The sequence below is a fragment of the Streptomyces sp. DSM 110735 genome (genome assembly GCF_016482685.1).
Classification (GTDB): domain Bacteria; phylum Actinomycetota; class Actinomycetes; order Streptomycetales; family Streptomycetaceae; genus Streptomyces.
Genome location: NZ_JACYHF010000013.1, coordinates 1 through 17,996, shown reverse-complemented (window position 1 = coordinate 17,996; position 17,996 = coordinate 1). Strand labels below are relative to the sequence as shown.

15 protein-coding genes are annotated in these 17,996 nt (G+C 71.6%); 9 read left to right on the top strand and 6 right to left on the bottom strand.

The genetic code is table 11. From position 1 onward, the window contains the following. Nucleotides 1–82 precede the first annotated feature (82 nt). The 3 genes from IF655_RS20180 to IF655_RS20170 form a co-directional block, all read right to left on the bottom strand. Complete coding sequence (locus IF655_RS20180) at nt 83–1,210, bottom strand: iron ABC transporter permease (RefSeq protein ID WP_199586347.1); 1,128 nt, start codon at nt 1,208–1,210, stop codon at nt 83–85. After that, nucleotides 1,207–2,298, bottom strand: coding sequence for a hemin ABC transporter substrate-binding protein (locus tag IF655_RS20175; protein ID WP_242488837.1), 1,092 nt, complete (start codon nt 2,296–2,298; stop codon nt 1,207–1,209). The genes IF655_RS20180 and IF655_RS20175 overlap by 4 nt, the downstream gene beginning before the upstream one ends. Before the next feature lie 268 nt (nt 2,299–2,566). Then, the gene (locus IF655_RS20170) at nt 2,567–3,250 is read right to left on the bottom strand and encodes a heme oxygenase (biliverdin-producing) (protein ID WP_199586343.1); all 684 of its coding nucleotides are present in this window, start codon (nt 3,248–3,250) and stop codon (nt 2,567–2,569) included. A gap of 167 nt (nt 3,251–3,417) precedes the next feature. Between IF655_RS20170 and IF655_RS20165 the strand changes: the two genes are divergently transcribed. The 4 genes from IF655_RS20165 to IF655_RS20150 all read left to right on the top strand — a co-directional run bounded on the left by IF655_RS20165 (nt 3,418) and on the right by IF655_RS20150 (nt 7,915). Further along, complete coding sequence (locus IF655_RS20165; protein ID WP_199586341.1) at nt 3,418–5,343, top strand: hypothetical protein; 1,926 nt, start codon at nt 3,418–3,420, stop codon at nt 5,341–5,343. Between the two features lie 32 nt (nt 5,344–5,375). Further along, a complete protein-coding gene (locus IF655_RS20160; RefSeq protein WP_199586339.1) occupies nt 5,376–6,068 on the top strand; it encodes a DUF2470 domain-containing protein in 693 nt (230 codons plus the stop codon). Nucleotides 6,069–6,233: 165 nt separating this feature from the next. Then, a complete protein-coding gene (locus IF655_RS20155; protein ID WP_199586337.1) occupies nt 6,234–6,593 on the top strand; it encodes a hypothetical protein in 360 nt (119 codons plus the stop codon). A gap of 14 nt (nt 6,594–6,607) precedes the next feature. Further along, nucleotides 6,608–7,915: a hypothetical protein gene (locus IF655_RS20150; protein ID WP_199586335.1), complete on the top strand. Its 1,308-nt coding sequence runs from the start codon at nt 6,608–6,610 to the stop codon at nt 7,913–7,915. Here IF655_RS20150 and IF655_RS20145 read toward each other — a convergent pair. Next, a complete protein-coding gene (locus tag IF655_RS20145; RefSeq protein WP_199586333.1) occupies nt 7,895–10,258 on the bottom strand; it encodes a hypothetical protein in 2,364 nt (787 codons plus the stop codon). The genes IF655_RS20150 and IF655_RS20145 overlap by 21 nt on opposite strands. Before the next feature lie 365 nt (nt 10,259–10,623). On the opposite strand from IF655_RS20145, the gene rox reads away from it, so the two are divergent. Beyond that, on the top strand, nt 10,624–12,054 hold the full coding sequence (gene rox, locus IF655_RS20140; RefSeq protein ID WP_199586332.1) for a rifampin monooxygenase: 1,431 nt from the start codon (nt 10,624–10,626) through the stop codon (nt 12,052–12,054). Nucleotides 12,055–12,329: 275 nt separating this feature from the next. Continuing rightward, nucleotides 12,330–13,442: a glutamate--cysteine ligase gene (locus tag IF655_RS20135; protein ID WP_199586330.1), complete on the top strand. Its 1,113-nt coding sequence runs from the start codon at nt 12,330–12,332 to the stop codon at nt 13,440–13,442. Nucleotides 13,443–13,507: 65 nt separating this feature from the next. Here the strand turns inward: IF655_RS20135 and IF655_RS20130 are convergent, their stop codons facing one another. Next, a complete protein-coding gene (locus tag IF655_RS20130) occupies nt 13,508–13,951 on the bottom strand; it encodes a universal stress protein (RefSeq protein ID WP_199586327.1) in 444 nt (147 codons plus the stop codon). Between the two features lie 444 nt (nt 13,952–14,395). On the opposite strand from IF655_RS20130, the gene IF655_RS20125 reads away from it, so the two are divergent. Further along, nucleotides 14,396–15,820: an alkaline phosphatase family protein gene (locus tag IF655_RS20125; protein ID WP_199586325.1), complete on the top strand. Its 1,425-nt coding sequence runs from the start codon at nt 14,396–14,398 to the stop codon at nt 15,818–15,820. 37 nt (nt 15,821–15,857) lie between these two features. Then, complete coding sequence (locus tag IF655_RS31515; RefSeq protein WP_277952698.1) at nt 15,858–15,983, top strand: hypothetical protein; 126 nt, start codon at nt 15,858–15,860, stop codon at nt 15,981–15,983. Nucleotides 15,984–16,051: 68 nt separating this feature from the next. On the opposite strand, the gene IF655_RS20120 is transcribed toward IF655_RS31515, so the two are convergent. Further along, a complete protein-coding gene (locus IF655_RS20120) occupies nt 16,052–16,648 on the bottom strand; it encodes a ScbR family autoregulator-binding transcription factor (RefSeq protein WP_199586323.1) in 597 nt (198 codons plus the stop codon). A gap of 520 nt (nt 16,649–17,168) precedes the next feature. Between IF655_RS20120 and IF655_RS20115 the strand changes: the two genes are divergently transcribed. Then, nucleotides 17,169–17,891 (top strand): HAD family phosphatase, encoded by a 723-nt coding sequence (locus tag IF655_RS20115; protein ID WP_199586322.1) that lies wholly within the window; start codon nt 17,169–17,171, stop codon nt 17,889–17,891. The last annotated feature ends 105 nt before the right edge of the window (nt 17,892–17,996 follow it).

Sequence of the window (17,996 nt, the reverse complement as noted above, 5' to 3'; positions counted from 1 at the left end):
GCACGGATCTTCGGCGCGGTGCGGGCGTTCGGCGCGGTGGGGGCGTTCGGCGCGGTGCCGGCATTCGGCGCGGTGCGGGCGGTCACGTCCAGCCTCCCGCCCGTGCGCGGGTGGTGCGCAGCAACCAGAAGAAGAAGGGGCCGCCGACGAGGGCGGTGAGCATGCCGATCGGCAGGTCGGCGTAGGCGACGGCGGTCCGCGCGACGACGTCGGCGACGGCGAGGAGCACCGCCCCGCCGAGCATGCTGGCGGGGATCAGCACCCGGTGTCCGGGACCGACGGCCATGCGGACCAGGTGCGGTACGACGAGCCCGACGAAGCCGATGACCCCGCTGAACGCGACGGCGGCGGCGACCATGACGGCGATGAGCACGATGGCGGTGACGCGGAGGCGTTCGACGTCGACCCCGAGGTGCCGGGCGGCCCGGTCGCCGAGCGCGAGCAGGTCGAGGCGGCGGGCCAGCAGACAGGCGCCGAGCAGTCCGACGGCGGCGAACGGCGCGACACTGCCGACGTACGCCCAGCGGCTGCCGTTGAGGCTGCCGAGCTGCCAGAAGACGATCTGGTCGCGGGCGGTCTGGCTGCCGAAGAACATGCAGAAGGCGAGCCCCGCCCCGGCGACGGCGTTGATCGCGATCCCGGTGAGCACCAGCGTGACCACCTCGGTACGGCCGCCCGCGCGGGAGAGCAGATACACGAGCAGCACGGCGACGAGTCCGGTCACGAAGGCGGCCACCGGGACGGTGAACTGACCGAGCACGTCCACCCCGGCCACGATCACGAAGGCGGCGCCGAGCGCGGAGCCGGAGGACACGCCCACGACTCCGGGTTCCGCGAGCGGGTTGCCGAACACGCCCTGCATCAGCGCGCCCGCGGTCGCCAGGACGGCGCCGACCAGGAGCGACATGACGACCCGGGGCATCCGGATCTCCCAGAGCGCGGACTCCGCGAAGGAGTCGCCGACGGGGTGCCCGAGAGCGAGCGGTCCGGAGAGGCGGTGCAGTACGGAGTCGGCCACGTCCGCGAACCCGATGCCGTACTGGCCGACGGCTGCCGAGCCGAGGGAGACCAGGATCAGGGCGGCGCCGAGCCCTGCGAACAGGGCAATGCGGGCTGTGGAGTTGGCGGACTTCACCGGTTGCGGACCGGTCGGCGGCTTCCGGGACGCAAGGGCGCTGTCTGCCTGCGGGGTGGTGTCGAGTGTGGTCATGGCCGCGCTCCGGCGGTGGGTCCGGGGACGGAGTCGGGCGCGTAGACGGCGCGGGCGAGCGCGTCCAGGACCTGGGCGGTGAGCGGTCCGAAGGACAGCACCTGGTAGTCGCTCATGTCGACGATGCGGTGGTGCCGCCCCGCCGGGGTCTGGGCGACACCGGGGAGCTTGAGGGCGCCGTCCACGCCTCCGACGGAACGCAGTCCCTCGCTCATCATCAGGATGACGTCGGGTCTCGCCTTGGCCATCGCCTCGGCGTTGAGCGGGGTGAAGCCGTTGATGCCGGAGTCGCTCGCCACGTCGACCGCGTGCAGCGCGGAGATGAGGGAGTCGGCGCCCGAGCCCTTGCCGAAGAGGTAGTAGACGCCCGCCTGTCCGCGTGCGTAGAGGAAGATGACGCGCGGGCGCCGGGCGGCGTCGGCGGGCACGATGTCGGCGATCTGCCGCTGTTCGGCGGCGAGTTCGCGATCGAGCCGCGCGCGCAGTTGCCGTCCCTCGGCCTTCACGCCGAGCCCCGCGGCGACCTGGTCCACGAGGGTGCCGACGGTGTCCAGCGAGCGCTTGGCGCCGACGACGACCACCGGCACGCCGGAGTCGCGCAGTTGGAGCACCGCGTCCCAGGGTCCGAGGGTGGTGTCGGTGATGAGCACGGTCGGGTGCAGGGCGAGGATCGCCTCGGCGTTGAGCTGGTGTCCGCCCCGGGTGACCAGCGGCAGCTTCCTGGCGGCGGGGAATCCGGTCGACTGGTCGCGTCCGACGAGCCGGTCCCCGAGCCCGAGTCCGTAGACGGTGGCGGCGAGGCTGCCGTAGAGGTCGAGCGCCAGGATCCGGTCGTCGCTGCGGACGGTCACCTTGGTGCCCTGCGCGTCGGTGACGGTGGCCGGGAGGCGGGGGTGGGCGGTGCGGGTCACCGGGGTGATACCGGGGTCCGCGACCCGGGCCGTGGTGGGACCGTCGTGGGAGCGCGGGTCGGCCAGCGGCTTCACCTTGCTCCAGGGGACGGTGCGGGCGGTTCCGGTGGCTTCCGCTCCCGCGTGCGTGCCGCCGCCGGTCGCCCGGCAGCCACTGAGGAGCAGCGGGACGACCAACAGGAGTGCGACAAGGGCGCGTTGGGACAGGGGGACAGCCGGGCGGGGTGGCCCACCGCCGTGGGCGTGTGCCGACGGCGGTGAACCCGGGTGCGGGGCCGGTCTGTTGCTGCCCGTCACGGGGCTGCCTCCAGGTAGGGCGGCGGAACGTGCGGGGGCACGGGCCGACTACGGCGCCGGTTCAACCCCCCACGCGAAACTTAGGTAAGGCTAACCTAATTGAACAACGCTCGCGTGTCACCGTCGCCCCCCGAGGAGGCACCCCGCCTCAGGCTCCGAGCGGGAACAGCGCGTCGAGATCCGCGAACACGGCACTGTTCAGCGCGAAGGCGTTGCGGCACTCCTCCACCACGCGCTGCTTCTCCAGCTCGTCCACCGGCAGGGCGTCGAGCATGTCCCGGTACTGCCGCTTGAAGGCGGCCGGGTTGTCGATGCCCTCGAAGACGTAGAAGCGCACGCCGTCACCCTTGTGTTCCAGACCCCAGGTGCGCTCCGCGATGCTCCGGATGACCTGACCGCCCGACAGATCGCCCAGGTAGCGCGTGTAGTGGTGCGCCACATAACCGGCCGGCCACTTGGCGGCGACCTCCGCGATCCGGTCCACGTACCGCTCGGTCGCGGGCAGCGGCGCGATCCGCTCGCGCCAGCCCTCCCCCAGCAGGTGCCGCAGATCGCGCTCGACCTCCGCGACCCGCATCAACTCCGGGCGCAGGAACGGCCCGGCGACCGGGTCCTCGCGCAGCGACGCGGCGGCGCTCTCCAAGGCCCGGTACACGAAGAGCAGTTGCTCCGTGTAGCGGATGTAGGCGTCCACACCGAAACGACCGCTGAGCAGGTTGTGCATGAACGGCGCGCTCTCGGCCTCGGTGTGCCGGTCCTGACTCGCCGCGCGAATGACCGTCGAGAAAAGGGGCGTTGACAACGATTCCTCCCAAGCAGGGCTCGCAGTCATGCTGCAACTTAGGTTCCCCTAAGTCAACACCTTGCCGACGCCTTGTCGGCAAGAATTTTTAGGTTAGGCTCACCTAAGTTATCCGGTCGGCGCGTGGTCTGGCGAGAGGTCGCGACGGGCCCGTGGACACGCGTCAGCCGTACTCCCCCCGACGAACGGACGTCACCGTGCCCTCCAGACCGTTACCCGCACGACGCACGACCCTCGGCATCGCCGCAGCGGCATCGGCCCTCGCCCTGGCCGTCACCACACCGGCCCACGCACAGTCCAACGCCCTTGCGGCACAAGGGAGTTCAAGCACCGCGCACACCCTCCACCGCGTCACCCACGCGAGCCTGGAGTGGGGCGTCAACGCCATCTACCAGGGCGGCAATCCGGCCAACGCGAACTGCAACTTCTTCTCGGCGGGGACACAGAAGGAGTTCCGCCCCGTGCGCGGGCACGTGCGCGTCGTCCACCGGATGCCCGACGGCACCGCACAGGGCGTCTCCGACGCCACCAAGTGCGTACCGGGTGGCCCGGGGACGCGCCTGAGCCAGCGCGTGCTGTTCACGGACGGCACCGGGAGGGCCGACCGCGCGACCGGCCAAGCCACGATCCGCTGGAGGGGCGCCTTCACCGCGAACGCGTACGGCGGCCTGGTCACCTGGTACCTCAAGGACCCCACCCTCACGGTCGCCCGCGACGGTTCGGGAACCCTCACCGCGACCGGCGGCGGCACGGGCGCCGACCGGAACGACCCGGAACAGCAGACGAAGGTCCCGCCCCGCCGCGTCACCGTGGCGACCTTCGACCGGGTACGGCTCGCCCGCACGACCGGCCGGGGCGGCGGCGCACAGATCTCCCCGCGCTTCTCGGGCGTGGACTACTTCCCGCTCGTCGACGGGGTGCGCTCGGCCACCTCCGCGATCCCCGACGCGGTCAAGAAGGCGAAGCCCGACTGGGGTTCGTGGCCCGAGTCGTTCGTGGACCTCCAGTACGAGACGGGCCTGTCCAGCTACTGGCACACCAGCGGCCTGAGCGCCGACCCGGACAAGCCGCCGTACGACCTCTCGGTACGGTTCGACTCGGCGCCCGAGATCCGGAACGTCCCCGTGATCCGCGCGAACCCCGCCACCACGGCCACCGCGCCGTACATCGAGGGCCGCGACCTCTTGATCAAAGCCGATGCCCGGCACGCCACCGCCCTCCAGTGGGAGCGCGCCGCCTCGGCGAACGGTCCCTGGTCCCCCGTCGACGGCGCGACCGGCGAGAGCCTGACCATCCAGGCTCTCGACTCCTCCTGGAACGGCACGCACATACGCCTCGCGGCCACCAACTCCGCGGGCCGCGCCGTCTCCGCCGCGCTGCGCCTGACCACCGCCCCGTACGCGGCACCCGTCTTCTCCGAGCAGCCCCACGACCTGGCGGCGATCCAGGGCACGGACGCGGCGGTCACGTTCCGGGTGACCGGCAACCCGGCGGTCGACCCCAAGTCGGTCGCACTGGAGCGGAGTTCGGACGCCGGAGCCACCTGGAAGCCCTGGACGGAAGCCCGATACGGCGGCGGCGCGGGGCAGTTCACCATCCCGGCGATCCCGCTGACGGCGGACGGAGACCTGGCCCGCGTGAGGGCGGCGAACACGGAGGGCACGACGGTGACGTCGGCTCCGTTCTCCGTGCGCGTGTTCCCGGCGACGGGCAGACCGCAGCTCGTGGTGGTACCGGACGATCCCGTGGACCCGTCGACCCCGACCCGGCTGACCGTGCTCGGGGCGGGCTTCGACGTGCCGGACTGGGCAAGTCCCACGCTCACCTACTCGCTCGACCTGGGCCTCTTCGACGCCGCGGTCTGGCAGCCGGGGCGGCAGGGCACGCGCGCCTGGATCGCCACATCGCCGCAGACCAGTGGCGGACAGCTCTACCACGACGCGCTGCGGGCGAGCGGGGGCGCCTTCACCGTCCCCCTGACCGTCCCGGCGGGCCGACTGGAGCCCGGCCGCGACTACGGGATCGGGGCGTTCCTGCGGCTCACCGACATCGAGACCTGGCGGGACACCTTCGACAACCGGTCCCTGGACGCGTGGACGCCCGTATCGGTGTCGCCGAAGTGATAGGTTAGGTGAGGCTAACCTAAGGAGGGTTGATGGCTCCCGGCCCCACCAACGCGGAGCGGGTGCGCTCGGTCCTGGCTCGTGCCGACTCCCTGAGTCTCACGACCGACGCCACCCGTTACGAGCTGATCTCCATGCACACCGTCGACGGCGGCGGCACGCTGCGCCTGCGCGTCCCCGCGGCAAGCCCGCTCGCCGCCGAGGCGGTGTCCGCGCCGCGCGCCACGCTGCCGTGCCGACTGCACTTCACCGACGTCGCCCCGACCCCGGTGCGCGACCGGGTGCGCAGCCGTGTCGCCCTCGCCGGACGCCTCACCCCGGCCGAGGTCCAGGCCGAGCCCGACATCCTGGTCCTGCGCCTGGACCTCGCCCGCGCCGCCCTCCAGCGCGACGGCAGAGCGGCCCGCATCGGCCTGCGCGAACTGGCCGCTGCCCGCCCGGACCCCCTGGCCACGGCGGAGTCCGCCCTCCTCACCCACCTCGACCACGACCACTCCGACCTGGTCACCGAGCTGAGCCTGCTGGCCGACCCGCACTTCCACGACTCCCTCCTCCGCCTCCGCCCCGTCGCCCTCGACCGCCACGGACTCGTCCTGCGCTTCGAGTACGCCCGCACCCACCGGGACGTGCGCCTGACGTTCCCCTCCCCGGTCCGCGACACGACGGAACTCGCCGCCCGCCTGGACCAGCTCCTGCGCCTGCGCGGCCGCACGACCCAGCCGTAGCCTTTCGCTCACCCTCATGTGGTTATCGTGTTACCAAGCCGAGCCGAACGATCATGAGGGGTACGCGTGCGAGAGCCTGGCCGGCTGCCGGTGCCCCTGCACCCGGACCGGCAGCGCTGGAGCACGGTGCACGCGGAACGCAGCGTCCTCGGCATCGTCCACAACGTGACCTCCGCGACCCGCCTCCTGGACCTCCTCTCCGTCTTCGACGGGGACGAGCGGGTGCAGGTCCTCTTCACCCGGACGGGGTCCTCGGCGCTGGACGAGGGGACGGACGAATTCCTCTCGGCACGGGGAATGCTGCAAATCCCCTGGAACGAGGCGATCACCCAGCCTTTCGATCTGGCGATCGCCACAAATCGGGGCGGAAATCTTCACGACATACCGTTCCCGCTCGTTGGAGCACCGCACGGAGCTGGCTACAATAAAAAATTGACCCGGAACCCGGAACCCGGAACCCGGAACCCGGAACCCGGAACCCGGAACCCGGAACCCGGAACCCGGAACCCGGGGCTTTCGGGCTGACGGAGGAATGGCTGGTGCATGAGGGGCGGCTGATTCCCGCCGCCATCGTGCTGTCCCACGCCGAGCAGCTCGACCGCCTCGCCGACGGCTGCCCGCAAGCCCTCCCCCTGGCCCACGTCGCGGGCGACCCCTGCCTCGACCAGCTCACCTCCGGACGGGCGTTCCGTGAGACCTACCGGCGGGCCCTGGGTCTCCTCCCCGGTCAGCGCCTGGTGGTCGTCTCCTCGACCTGGGGACCGGGCTCGATCCTCGGCTCTCCGCGCGCCCACATTCTGCGCCGCGCACTCGCGGAACTCCCCGCCGACGAATTCCGAATTCTTGCCGCCATACACCCCAATGCCTGGTACGGACACGGCGCCTGGCAAATACGCACCTGGCTCGCCCCGTTCCTCGACAGCGGGCTTCTCCTCCCCTCCCCCGAAACCGAAACCTGGAAAGCCGCGCTCTGCGCAGCGGATTTCCTCATGGGCGACGCCGGATCACTGACCCTCTACGGCGTCGAACTCGGCATACCCGCAATCCTGGGCGCGTTCCAGGATTCCGTGATCGCCCCCGGTTCCCCCATGCGCGAAGTGGGCGGAATTCTCCCCCGGCTCCACCCCACCCGCCCCCTGCTCGACCAGCTCACGCACGCCGCCCGTACCCAGCCGAACGACCCGGAACTCGCCGCACTGCGCGGAAGCGTCACGTCGGAACCCGGCAGATCGGCCGCTCTCCTGCGCCGTCTCCTCTACGGCCGGCTGAACCTGCCCGAGCCCGCCCACCCGGCAGCGACCCGGGCGATCCCCGTGCCGTCGCTGTCGTCGCCGTACGCCCGGCGGCAGCCCCACCTCCCCGCCCTGCTGGTCACCGCCGAGGTGAGCGAGGCGGAAGCAGGGTCCGCCGTGTCCCTCAGGCGCTTTCCCGGTGGTCTCCAGGGCACCCTGAGCGGTCACCTCGTCGGTGCTCATCTGGCCGCCGACCCGGACGACCCGGACCCCCGCTGGCCCCGGTCGGCCGAGGTGCTGGTCCTGCCGCGCGAGCGGTGTCCGCGTCCGGCGGAGGCGAAGTGGTCCGACTTCGCGGGGCGGTTCCCCGGGTGCGAGCTGGTCGCCCTGGAGGACGACGACCGGGGGTGCACGGTCCTGTTCGCCGATGACACGCGGCTGCGGGTGAACTGGCTCGACCGCCCGGAGTGGGCGGACTTCACCGTCGCCGCGTCGGCGGTCCACGCCTGGGCCCGCTGTGCCGGGGCGGGAGACGGTCTGCCCGTCTCCGAGGTCCGGCTCACCGTCACGGCGGGCGACGGAATGCCCCCGGCGCTATGCGGGCTCGCCCCCTGAGCCGTCCAGCCGTTCCTGCGCCTCGTCCGCACGGCCGCTGCGGGCCACGGTGAACAGCTCCCGCGCGCTCTCCCAGTCCGCCGCCGCCCGAAGGGTGTCACCCCGGTCACGGTGGAGGTCGCCGCGCAGCAGATGGGCGACGGCGAGGTTGTACGCGGACTCCGCCTTCGGCAGTTCCGCGACGGCGGAGTCGGCGGCGCGGACCGCCTCGTCGAGCCGTCCGCAGACGCGCCGGTCCTCGGCGTACCTGAGCCAGCTCTTGCCGATGTTGAGCGCGATGTCCTTGCCCGCGCCGAGCGCCGCGAAGCGGTCCCGGGCCTCTCGCAGGGTGCGTTCGGCGTCGTCGTGGCGGCGCAGGGCCGTGCAGGCGGCGGCTCGGTGGTAGGCGAGGAGGGCGAGACCCCGGGGGTGTTCGACTCCGTCCAGGGCCGCTCCGGCTTGGTCGAGACGGGCGAGGGCCTGCTGCGGGCGCTTGAGTTTCAGCTCCAGCATGCCGAGTGCTTCCAGCGCGCTGGATTCCGTGCGCCGCTCTCCCTCGCTCCGGTCCGGCGCGTCGGGACGGACGAGGTCGAGGGCCGCCTCCAGGTGCTCGCGCGCCCGGCCCGCGTCGCCCTCCTCGACGTTCCAGCGGTCCAGGTGCGCGAAGCCGAGCTGGAAGCGCATCCGGGCGGTGGCCATGGGGTCGGCGCCGCGCCGGGCGGCGGCCAGACCGGTCTCGTGGGACTCGATCCACTCGGCGTGGGCGGACGTGCGCAGATAGAAGGTCCACAGCCCCTGGCACAGCCGCCACGCCTCCTCGTCGAGGCCGATGTCGTGGGCGAGCCGCACGGCGGCGAGCAGTCCGGCGCGGCGGCGGCCGAGTTCGCGCTCGGCGTGGGCGTTGCGCCCTGCGGAGCGGGCGTACTCCGCGTAGACGTTCATCGGGTCGTAGCGCCAGCGCGAGGACAGCGCCGCCTCGGCGGACTCGGCGGTGTGCAGATAGTGGCGGACCATGCGGGCCACCACCTCCCTGCGCTCGGGCTCGCCGACCTCGCGCTCCGCGACGCTCGCGGCGTGGTCGTGGACGAGGGGGTGCAGCCGGTAGGTGTCGACGCCCTCGAACTCGACCAGCCGGGAGGAGATCAGTTCCTGGAGGGCGTGGCGCGCGGTGGACGGTTCGCCGTCGGTGCCGAGTGCGAGCACGGTGTCCATCTGGAAGTCGACGCGGGGCACGATGCCGAGGTGGCGGTAGAGCCGGGCGGCGTCCGTGGCGAGGCAGGTGTAGCCCGCCTCCAGTGCGCTGGGGAGGTTCGGCGCGTCGTCCACGGTCAGCAGCTCCTGTCGCGAAGTCCGGTCGGCGAGGCGGGCGGTGATGTCCTCCAGCGTGCCCGGGACCGGTGACTTCAGACGGCCCGCGACCAGCCGCACCGCCAGCGGAAGTCCGCCCAACTGCCGCACGATGGGCCGGAGTCGCTCGGGGTGCTCGGTGCTGTGGCTGACCTTGACGAGGAGTTCGAGGGCGTGGTCGTCCGCGAGGGGTGCCACGTCCACGGGTGCGAAGTCGAGCAGCGACTCCAGTGCGGGCGGGACCTGCTGACCCGTCATCAACAGGACGCAGCTCGGCGAGTCCTGGAGCAGGGGCCGTACTTGGCCGAGTCTGGTCACGTTCTCCAGGAGGACCACCGTCGGTCGTCGGCGGACAAGTCGCCGTACGTCCTCGGCTTTTCGGTCGAGAGCGGCGGGGCGGTCCTCGCGTGGGACGCCGAGTTCGTCCAGCCAGCGTTCCAGGATCGCGGCGAGATCGGCGGGGCGCCCGCGTTCGTCGGGCGCCAGGTCGGCGTGCAGGACGTCGTGGGGAAGCGCGTCCTGGTGGGACTGGAGCCACTGGCGGAGTGTGGTGCGCTTGCCCACTCCCGGCAGGCCGGACAGGAACATCGCGGTCATGCGGTGCGCGGCGGTGCAGCGCGCCCAGTAGTCGTTCATCGCGCGGAGCACGGCGGTGTTGTTGACGTAGTGGACGATGTTCGCGAAGGCGACCGGGGCGGGGCTGCGTTCGATGGTCTCGCCGACGACGGCCCGGGCCCGCTCCGCGATCTCGGGATGCTGGGCGAGCAGTCCCTCGAAGCGCTGCGCCCACGCGGCGAACGCGGCCTCGACCGCGTCCTCGTCCCCGGTGCGGCGCGCGTCGAGCAACGCCTGCCGCAGGTTCTCCAGTTCCGCCTCGACGGACGCGTGCTCTCCGCGTGTACCCCGGTCGAGGAGCGAGACGAACCGCTTCTTGCCCCACCCCCACAGGTCCTGGAGAACCAGTCCCATGAGGCTGCTGGCGCACATGGCGGCCAGCGCCATCATCTCGGCTTCCACCGTTCTCCCCACGCTCCGGTCGCCATCGTCCACCGACGGGACCAACCGTAGAGATCATGCGGGGGTGTTGGCACGTGTTCACGGCAAATGTCGGCCGTATCAAGACACCGGTGCGGGGTTTGGGGAGGACGGCGCGTCCACGATGAGCGGGACGACGGAAGAAGGGCCACTCCTCTCCCTATTAAACATATAGCGCATGGGGGCCCTTGCGGCAAGGCCCCCATGGTGCCTCAGAATGGGCGGCCGACGCCCGGAGTCGGGTGGAATCCGAGCTTCGCTACGTATCGACGCATTCGCTGGCATCTGGGCATTCGGCCGGGCGGCGAAGGGCGGGCGGGTCGGACTTCTTGTGGGACAGGGGATTCATGGTTGACGTGATCGTGGTCGGCGGCGGGCCGACCGGGTTGATGCTGGCGGCCGAGCTGCGGCTGCACGGTGTGCGGACGGTCGTGCTGGAGAAGGCGGTGGAGCCGAGCCCGCAGGTGCGGGCGCTGGGGCTGCATGTGCGCAGTGTCGAGGTGATGGATCAGCGCGGGCTGCTCGACCGGTTCCTTGAGCTGGGGAAGAAGTTCCAGGTCGGCGGCCCGTTCGCGGGGTTCGCCGCGCCGTGGCCGCAGGGCGTGGACACCGCGCACCCGTACGGCCTCGCCATTCCGCAGGTCGTCACCGAGCGACTGCTGGCCGAGCGCGCCGCGGAACTGGGTGTCGGCATACGGCGCGGGTGCGAGGTGGTGGGGCTGAGCCAGGACGAGGACGGGGTGAGCGCGGAACTGGCCGACGGCACCCGGCTGGAGGCCCGCTACCTCGTCGGGTGCGACGGCGGCCGCAGTCTCGTACGCAAGCTGATCGGCGTCGGCTTCCCCGGCGAACCCTCCACCGTCGACACCCTGTTGGGCGAGATGGAGGCGACCGCGGACGCGGCGACACTGGCCGCCGCGACGGCGGAGGTCCGCAAAACCGAACTCCGCTTCGGCGCGATGCCGCTCGGGGACGGGGTGTACCGGATCATCGTGCCGTCCCGGGAAGTGGCCGAGGACCGTACGACCGCGCCGACCCTGGAGGAGTTCCGGCAGGCGCTCCGGACGCTGACCGGCACCGACTTCGGGGTGCACTCACCGCGCTGGCTGTCCCGGTTCGGGAACGCCACCCGGCAGGCCGAGCGCTACCGGGTGGGGCGGGTGCTGCTGGCCGGCGACGCGGCGCACGTCCATCCGCCGGTCGGCGGTCAGGGGCTCAACCTCGGTGTGCAGGACGCTTTCAACCTGGGCTGGAAGCTGGCTGCCGAGGTCAACGGGTGGGCGCCGGAAGGGCTGTTGGACACGTACCACGCCGAGCGCCACCCCGTGGCCGCACGGGTGCTCACCAACACCCGTGCGCAGTTCGTGCTGTTGCGCACCGACCCCGGCGTGGTGGCGTTGCGGGAGCTGTTCTCGGACCTCCTGGACTTCGAGGAGGTGAACCGGTACGTGACTGAGATGATCACCGCGATCTCGGTGCGCTACGACCTCGGCGAGGGCCACCCGCTGCTCGGACGGCGTCTGCGGGACCTGCCGCTGAAGCGCGGTCGGCTGTACGAACTCCTGCATGGCGGGCGCGGGTTGCTGCTCGACGGCACCGGCACGCTCTCGGCGGCGGGCTGGGACGACCGGGTCGACCACGTCGTGGACGTGAGCGACGACCTGGACGCACCCGCCGTACTGCTCCGGCCGGACGGACACGTGGCATGGGTCGGGGACGAACAGGATGAGCTGGAAGTCCAGTTGGCGCGGTGGTTCGGTACGGCGGCCGTCCGCTGAGCCGAGGCGGGCGGGGCTCGGACTCCGAAGACGGACGCCTCGCCTCGGAGCCACCCCGCGTCACCGCCGCACGGCACCCCGCCCCCACCAGGACTGACCCGCCCGACCGAGGGCAAGCGGAGGATGACCCGGGTCGCAGCCATGGCCCGGTGGCTCCCGTACGTCCGGTCGGTCGTACGAGTCGGCGTCGCCCGGTCTCCACGGCCCCCGGCGCCGCCGCTCGTGCGAGAGTCGCCGCAGGGAGCCGGAGCCGGACGGTCGAGGGAGGATGAGGCGTGCGGAGCTTGGGAGTGGAGGAGGAGCTTCTCCTGGTCGACGCGGAGACGGGCGAGCCCCGGTCCGTGTCGGCGGCGGTGCTGGCCTCGGCGGGCCGGGCGGCCGAGGACGGCGAGGACCAGGTGTTCGAGCCGGAGCTGCAGCGCCAGCAACTGGAGTTCGCCACCCATCCGCAGACCCGGCGGGACGAGCTGGCGGCGGAGATCCGCCGTTTCCGCGCGGAGGCGGCGCGCCACGCCGAGCACACCGGCGCCGCCGTGGCCGCGCTGGCCACCTCTCCGCTGCCGGTCAGCCCCGCGCTGACCCCCGACCGGCGCTACCGCTGGATGGCCGAGCGCTTCGGGCTGACCCTTCAGGAGCAGCTCACCTGCGGCTGCCATGTCCACGTCTCGGTGGAGTCCGACGAGGAGGGCGTCGCCGTCCTCGACCGTATCCGCCCCTGGCTGCCGGTCCTGCTGGCACTGAGCGGCAACTCCCCCTTCTGGCAGGGCCAGGACAGCGGATACGCCAGTTTCCGCAGCCAGGTGTGGGGGCGGTGGCCCTCCGCCGGTCCCACCGAGATCTTCGGGTCCCCCGAGCGGTATCACGCGCAGGTGCGGGACATGGTCGGTACCGGGGTCCTGCGGGACGACGGGATGATCTACTTCGATGCCCGCCTCTCCCACCAGTACCCCACCGTCGAGATCAGGGTCGGGGACGTGTGCCTCGACGCGGACTCGACGGTGCTGCTGGCCGTGCTGACCCGCGCGCTCGTGGAGACGGCCGCGCGCGAGTGGCGGGGCGGGGAGCCTCCGGCCCGGCACGGAGTGGCGTTGCTGCGGCTGGCCGCGTGGCAGGCTGCCCGCTTCGGACTGGAGGGCCCGCTGCTCCACCCCGGGACCATGCGCCCCGCCCCCGCCGAGACGGTGGTGCGCGCGCTGTACGACCATGTGCGCGACGCCCTGGACGACCACGGGGACGCCAAGGTCGCCGGGGACATCCTGGCGGGGCTCCTCCGGCACGGGAACGGCGCGGTGGTGCAGCGCGCCGTCCTGGAGCGGACCGGCAGTCTGCGGGACGTGGTGACCGAGTGCGCCCGGCTCACCCAGGAGGAGCGGGGCACGCGGCCGTGACCCCCTGAACGACACGTGCACGTGCGGCTCGGTGCGAGGCTCACGGCGTGCGGACCGAGCCCCGCTCAGGCGGTCTCGGCGCGCACGATCACCACCGGGCAGGTCGCGTGGTGCGACAGGTGCTGGCTGACGGAGCCGAGCAGCGCGCGGGCGAACCCGCCCCGCCCCCGGCTGCCCACCACCAGCGCCTCGGCTCCCTCCGCAGCTCGCAGCAGCACGTCGGTGGCGTTGCCGTGCACCAGATGCATCTCGACCGCGTCGAACCCCTCCCCGCCGAGCACCTCGGTCAGCTCCAGCCGCATCCGGTCGCGCGCCTCCTCGGCGTCGACGTCCATGTCCACGGCGGGCGCCGACCAGCCGTACAGCCCCGGCAGCTCCCACACCGCGACCGCCTCGACGATGCCTCCGACCAGAGCGGCGTAGCGCGTGGCCCAGCGCAGGGCCGCGTACGAGGACGGCGACCCGTCGATGCCGACGACGACCCTCGGCCTGGAGACATCCGCGTCCATCTGTCACACCTCTCGCCCGACCGGTCGCACTCTCCCCTCCACGCTGCGGGAGACCCCGCCGCACCGCCAGAGATGGACCTCCGAGCGCATGACGGACGCGCCCGTTCGGCGGAGCGGGACATCGGCCGGGCGCCGATCTCGGTGTACGACACATTCACCGGGCTCTGGTCATCACCGAAAGCACCTCACACCCCTTACGCGAGCGGCAGCCCGGTGAACTCGCCCCTCTGTGAGCCCGCAAGGTCTCTCATCTGCGTGAACGCCCGTTCCTCACAGGCTTGTTGAGATCACCGTTTGGCCAACGCTTTCCCATACGTTGACCACATGTTCACCACCCACCCCTGATGCATCACGCCGTCCCGGGCGGAGAGTGATCGGCGGCCCGCGGAGCCACCCGGGCCACCGACGTTCCGGAGTGCTTCTCTCGCTCAAGAAGGGGCAAACATGGCCGAGTTGACCCGTCGTAGAGTCCTGGGTTCCGCCGGTGCGCTGGGCGCCGCCGCGGCGATCTCCCTCCTCCCGCCGAGCGTCCAGAAGGCCGTGGCCGCCGACCGGCCCAGGCGCGGTTCGCTGCGCGACATCGAGCACGTCGTCATGCTGATGCAGGAGAACAGGTCCTTCGACCACTACTTCGGCACGCTCTCGGGGGTCCGGGGCTTCGCCGACCGGCACGCCCTCACGCTGGACGACGGCAACTCCGTCTTCTACCAGCCCGACACCGTGAACCCGAAGGGGTACTTACTCCCCTTCCACCTCGACACCCACAAGTCGAGCGCCCAGGCCATCCCGTCCACCAGTCATGCCTGGTCCGTGCAGCACCAGGCGTGGAACAACGGCAAGATGGACCAGTGGCTGCCTGCCCACCGCAAGGCCGACGGCGTCAACGGTCCTTATGTGATGGGGTACTACACGCGCGAGGACATCCCGTTCCAGTTCGCGCTCGCCGAGACCTTCACGGTCTGCGACAACTACTTCTGCTCGGTGATGGGTCCGACCTGGCCCAACCGCCTGATGTGGATGACCGGTTCGATCGACCCGTCCGGCCAGAACGGCGGCCCGGTCATCAGCAACAAGGCGCCCACGCCGTACCGCTGGACGACGTACGCCGAGCGCCTCCAGGCGGCCGGGGTGAGCTGGAAGGTGTACCAGCAGGACGACGACTACGGCTGCAACCTGCTGGAGCAGTTCGAGAACTTCCGTACCGCGCAGCCCGGTTCGGACCTGTACGAGCGCGGTGTGCGTCCGCAGCCCGAGGGCACCTTCGAGGACGATGCCCGCAACGACCGCCTCCCGGCGGTGAGCTGGATCATCCCGACGAGCACCCAGTCGGAGCACCCGGACTACCTCCCGGCCGCCGGAGCCGACTTCGTCGCCTCGAAGATCGAGGCGATCGCGTCCAACCCGAAGGTGTGGCGCAAGACCGCCTTCATCCTCAACTACGACGAGAACGACGGCCTGTTCGATCACGTGGTCCCGCCGACCCCGCCCGCGGGAACGCCGGACGAGTTCATCCAGGGGCTGCCGATCGGTGGCGGCTTCCGGGTTCCCGCCATCGTCATATCACCCTGGACCATCGGGGGCTGGGTCGCCTCCGAGGCGTTCGACCACACCTCGGCGCTGCAGTTCCTGGAGCGGTTCACCGGGATCGAGGAGCCGAACGTCAGCGACTGGCGCCGGGAGACCTTCGGCGACCTGACAAGCGCGTTCCGCTTCCGCGACAGCCACCACCGCCCGCCCCGGCTGCCCGACGACACCGCCGAGCAACTGGAGAAGGCGAAGGAAGAGGTGGCCACGCTGCCGGAGCCCACGCTTCCCGGCGAGGAGCAGACCTTCCCGCACCAGGAGCGGGGACACCGTCCGCACGTGTGACGGTCTCCTGTGAGACAGCTTCATAGGTGCCGCCCACGTGTGCGGCGACCACATGTGGGGTGACGACACAGGCGGCGGCCACATGTGGGCCACCTCCATGTGGGCCACCTCCATGTGGGCCACCCACGTGTGGGCCACCCACGTGTGGGCCACCCACGTGTGACGACCATGATCCGTTCCGGACGGTTCCCGCCGTCCGGAACGCATCCACACACCCGCGGACCCGCACCCTCACCCCGCCGCCCGCAGCGCAGGCAGCGTCAGATGCCACCAGTCCGCCACCCGGTCGCTGACGGTGGCGGCGCCCTCGAGAGCCTCGGTCAGCGAGCACAATCCGAAGAACGCCCGGACCAGAGCGCGCGCCGCCTGGGCGGGTCGCACATGGGTGGCCAGGTCCCCCGCGACCCGCGCCTGTGCGAGCAGCCGCGTGACGGCGGTGGTCCAGAGCCCGAAGGGGTCGGGGAGCGTGGTGTTGATGGTGTCCCGCTCGGCCCACAGCCGGGCGCCCGCCCGCGTCACCGGGTCCTCGGCCAGAGCCTGGGCGATCTCGTAACTCAGCGCGACGAGCCGGTCCATCGGCGGGACCTCCTCGTCGGCGTAGCGCAGGGCGAGTTCCGGCCAACTCGCGAACCGGTCCTGGACGACGGCGAGGGCGATGCCCTCCTTGCTGGCGTAGTGGAAGTAGATGGAGCCGCTCGTACGGCCCGACCTGGCACTTATGTCATTCACGCTGGTGCCCGCGTAGCCGCGTTCGGCGAAGAGTCCGGCTGCCGCCTCCAGGAGTGATCTGCGGGTTACCCTGGCCCGTTCCTGCAACGTCCCGTCCACCCTCGCTCAGCCTGCGTGACAGCGGAGAATGTAGTGCGCCCGCGTGCGCCCGGAGCGCCCCGCACCCATACTCGCGCGGTTATTGCGTATTTCTTTCGAGGATGAACGCCGACGAGTGGCAATGGGCCCGATCCGCCGCCGTTTCGGCACCCGACCCCTCCCCGGCAGCCCCGGCGCGACGAACACGCGCCGTCCCGCGAGCACACCTCAACTCGCTTCGAAACAAGCCGTTTTGGGAGCCTCGCCCCTCACCCTGCGCCACCCCGCTCCCCCGCATCCCATACACCCCGCCACCCACCTCCGTCGATAACTCCTTGTAGTCATTGCAGGGCTCTCCGTCGCGGAAATAACGTAATGACTGCGATGTTTCCGTTTCGTCACTGAAGATCGGGAATACCCCATTCCTGCAGCAGGCTCCGCCGCGCAGGCGCTCATTCCCGGCGCGTCCGGCACACGGGACACCGCCAGACCGAAACCGCGGCTCTGCCGCGCGCGACTGCTCGCTCCCCAGGAGGCCCCTGTGACCACCACGGCCCATCCCCTCTTCAACTGGTCCCCGGATGCCGTCGTCTTCGACTGCGACGGGACCCTGATGGACAGCGAACGCCACTGGCAGGACGCCCGCGCCCAGGCGTTCCGGGACTTCGGACTCCGTGCCCCCGCGGGGTTCGCGGAGCAGGCCAAGGGCGTGCACTACGCCGACTGCGGGCGGCTCATGGCCGAGTCCGTGCACAAGCCCGAGCTGACCGCCGACCTCACGACCGCCCTCCTGCGCCACTTCCTGGCCCTCGTCGCCGACGACCCGGTGACGATGCCGGGCGCCGTCGAGCTGGTGCGCTCGCTCTCGGGTCGGCTGCCGCTCGCGGTGGCCAGCAACTGCCCGTCCGAGGTGGTGGAGGGCAGCCTCGAACGGGCGGGTCTGCGCGGGCACTTCGAGCACATCGTCGTCCCGTCCACGGGACCGGACGGCACCCCGGTACGACCCAAGCCATGGCCGGACGTGTACGCCACCGCCGCCCGCCTCTGCGGTGTGTCCCCGGAGCGCGCGCTGGCGGTCGAGGACTCCCTGACCGGGATGGAGTCGGCGCGCCGGGCCGGGCTGCGGGTCGTCGGACTCGGTCCCCGCCCGGACGGCGACCAGGCGGAACACGCCGACCTGTGGGTACCGGCCCTGCACAGCCCCGAGTTGCTGGGCTGGACCGGCTCCTGGGCGCCTGCGGCGTCGGGCGGCGACGTCGAATAGCCGCGCGGGCGGCCAGAACAGGCGGTCCGGCTAGGGCCTGTCCGGCGGATCTTCGTGGAGCAGCCCGCGGCGTCTGGTGCGTGCTCTCGGCGTGCGCCCGGATCT

Excerpts from the sequence above, each read along its gene's own strand:
- IF655_RS20180 (WP_199586347.1), bottom strand. The coding sequence starts at position 1,210 with ATGACCACACTCGACACCACCCCGCAGGCAGACAGCGCCCTTGCGTCC.
- IF655_RS20130 (WP_199586327.1), bottom strand. The coding sequence starts at position 13,951 with ATGGACGCGGATGTCTCCAGGCCGAGGGTCGTCGTCGGCATCGACGGG.
- IF655_RS20160 (WP_199586339.1), top strand. The coding sequence starts at position 5,376 with ATGGCTCCCGGCCCCACCAACGCGGAGCGGGTGCGCTCGGTCCTGGCT.
- rox (WP_199586332.1), top strand. The coding sequence starts at position 10,624 with ATGGTTGACGTGATCGTGGTCGGCGGCGGGCCGACCGGGTTGATGCTG.
- IF655_RS20125 (WP_199586325.1), top strand. The coding sequence starts at position 14,396 with ATGGCCGAGTTGACCCGTCGTAGAGTCCTGGGTTCCGCCGGTGCGCTG.
- IF655_RS20170 (WP_199586343.1), bottom strand. The coding sequence starts at position 3,250 with ATGACTGCGAGCCCTGCTTGGGAGGAATCGTTGTCAACGCCCCTTTTC.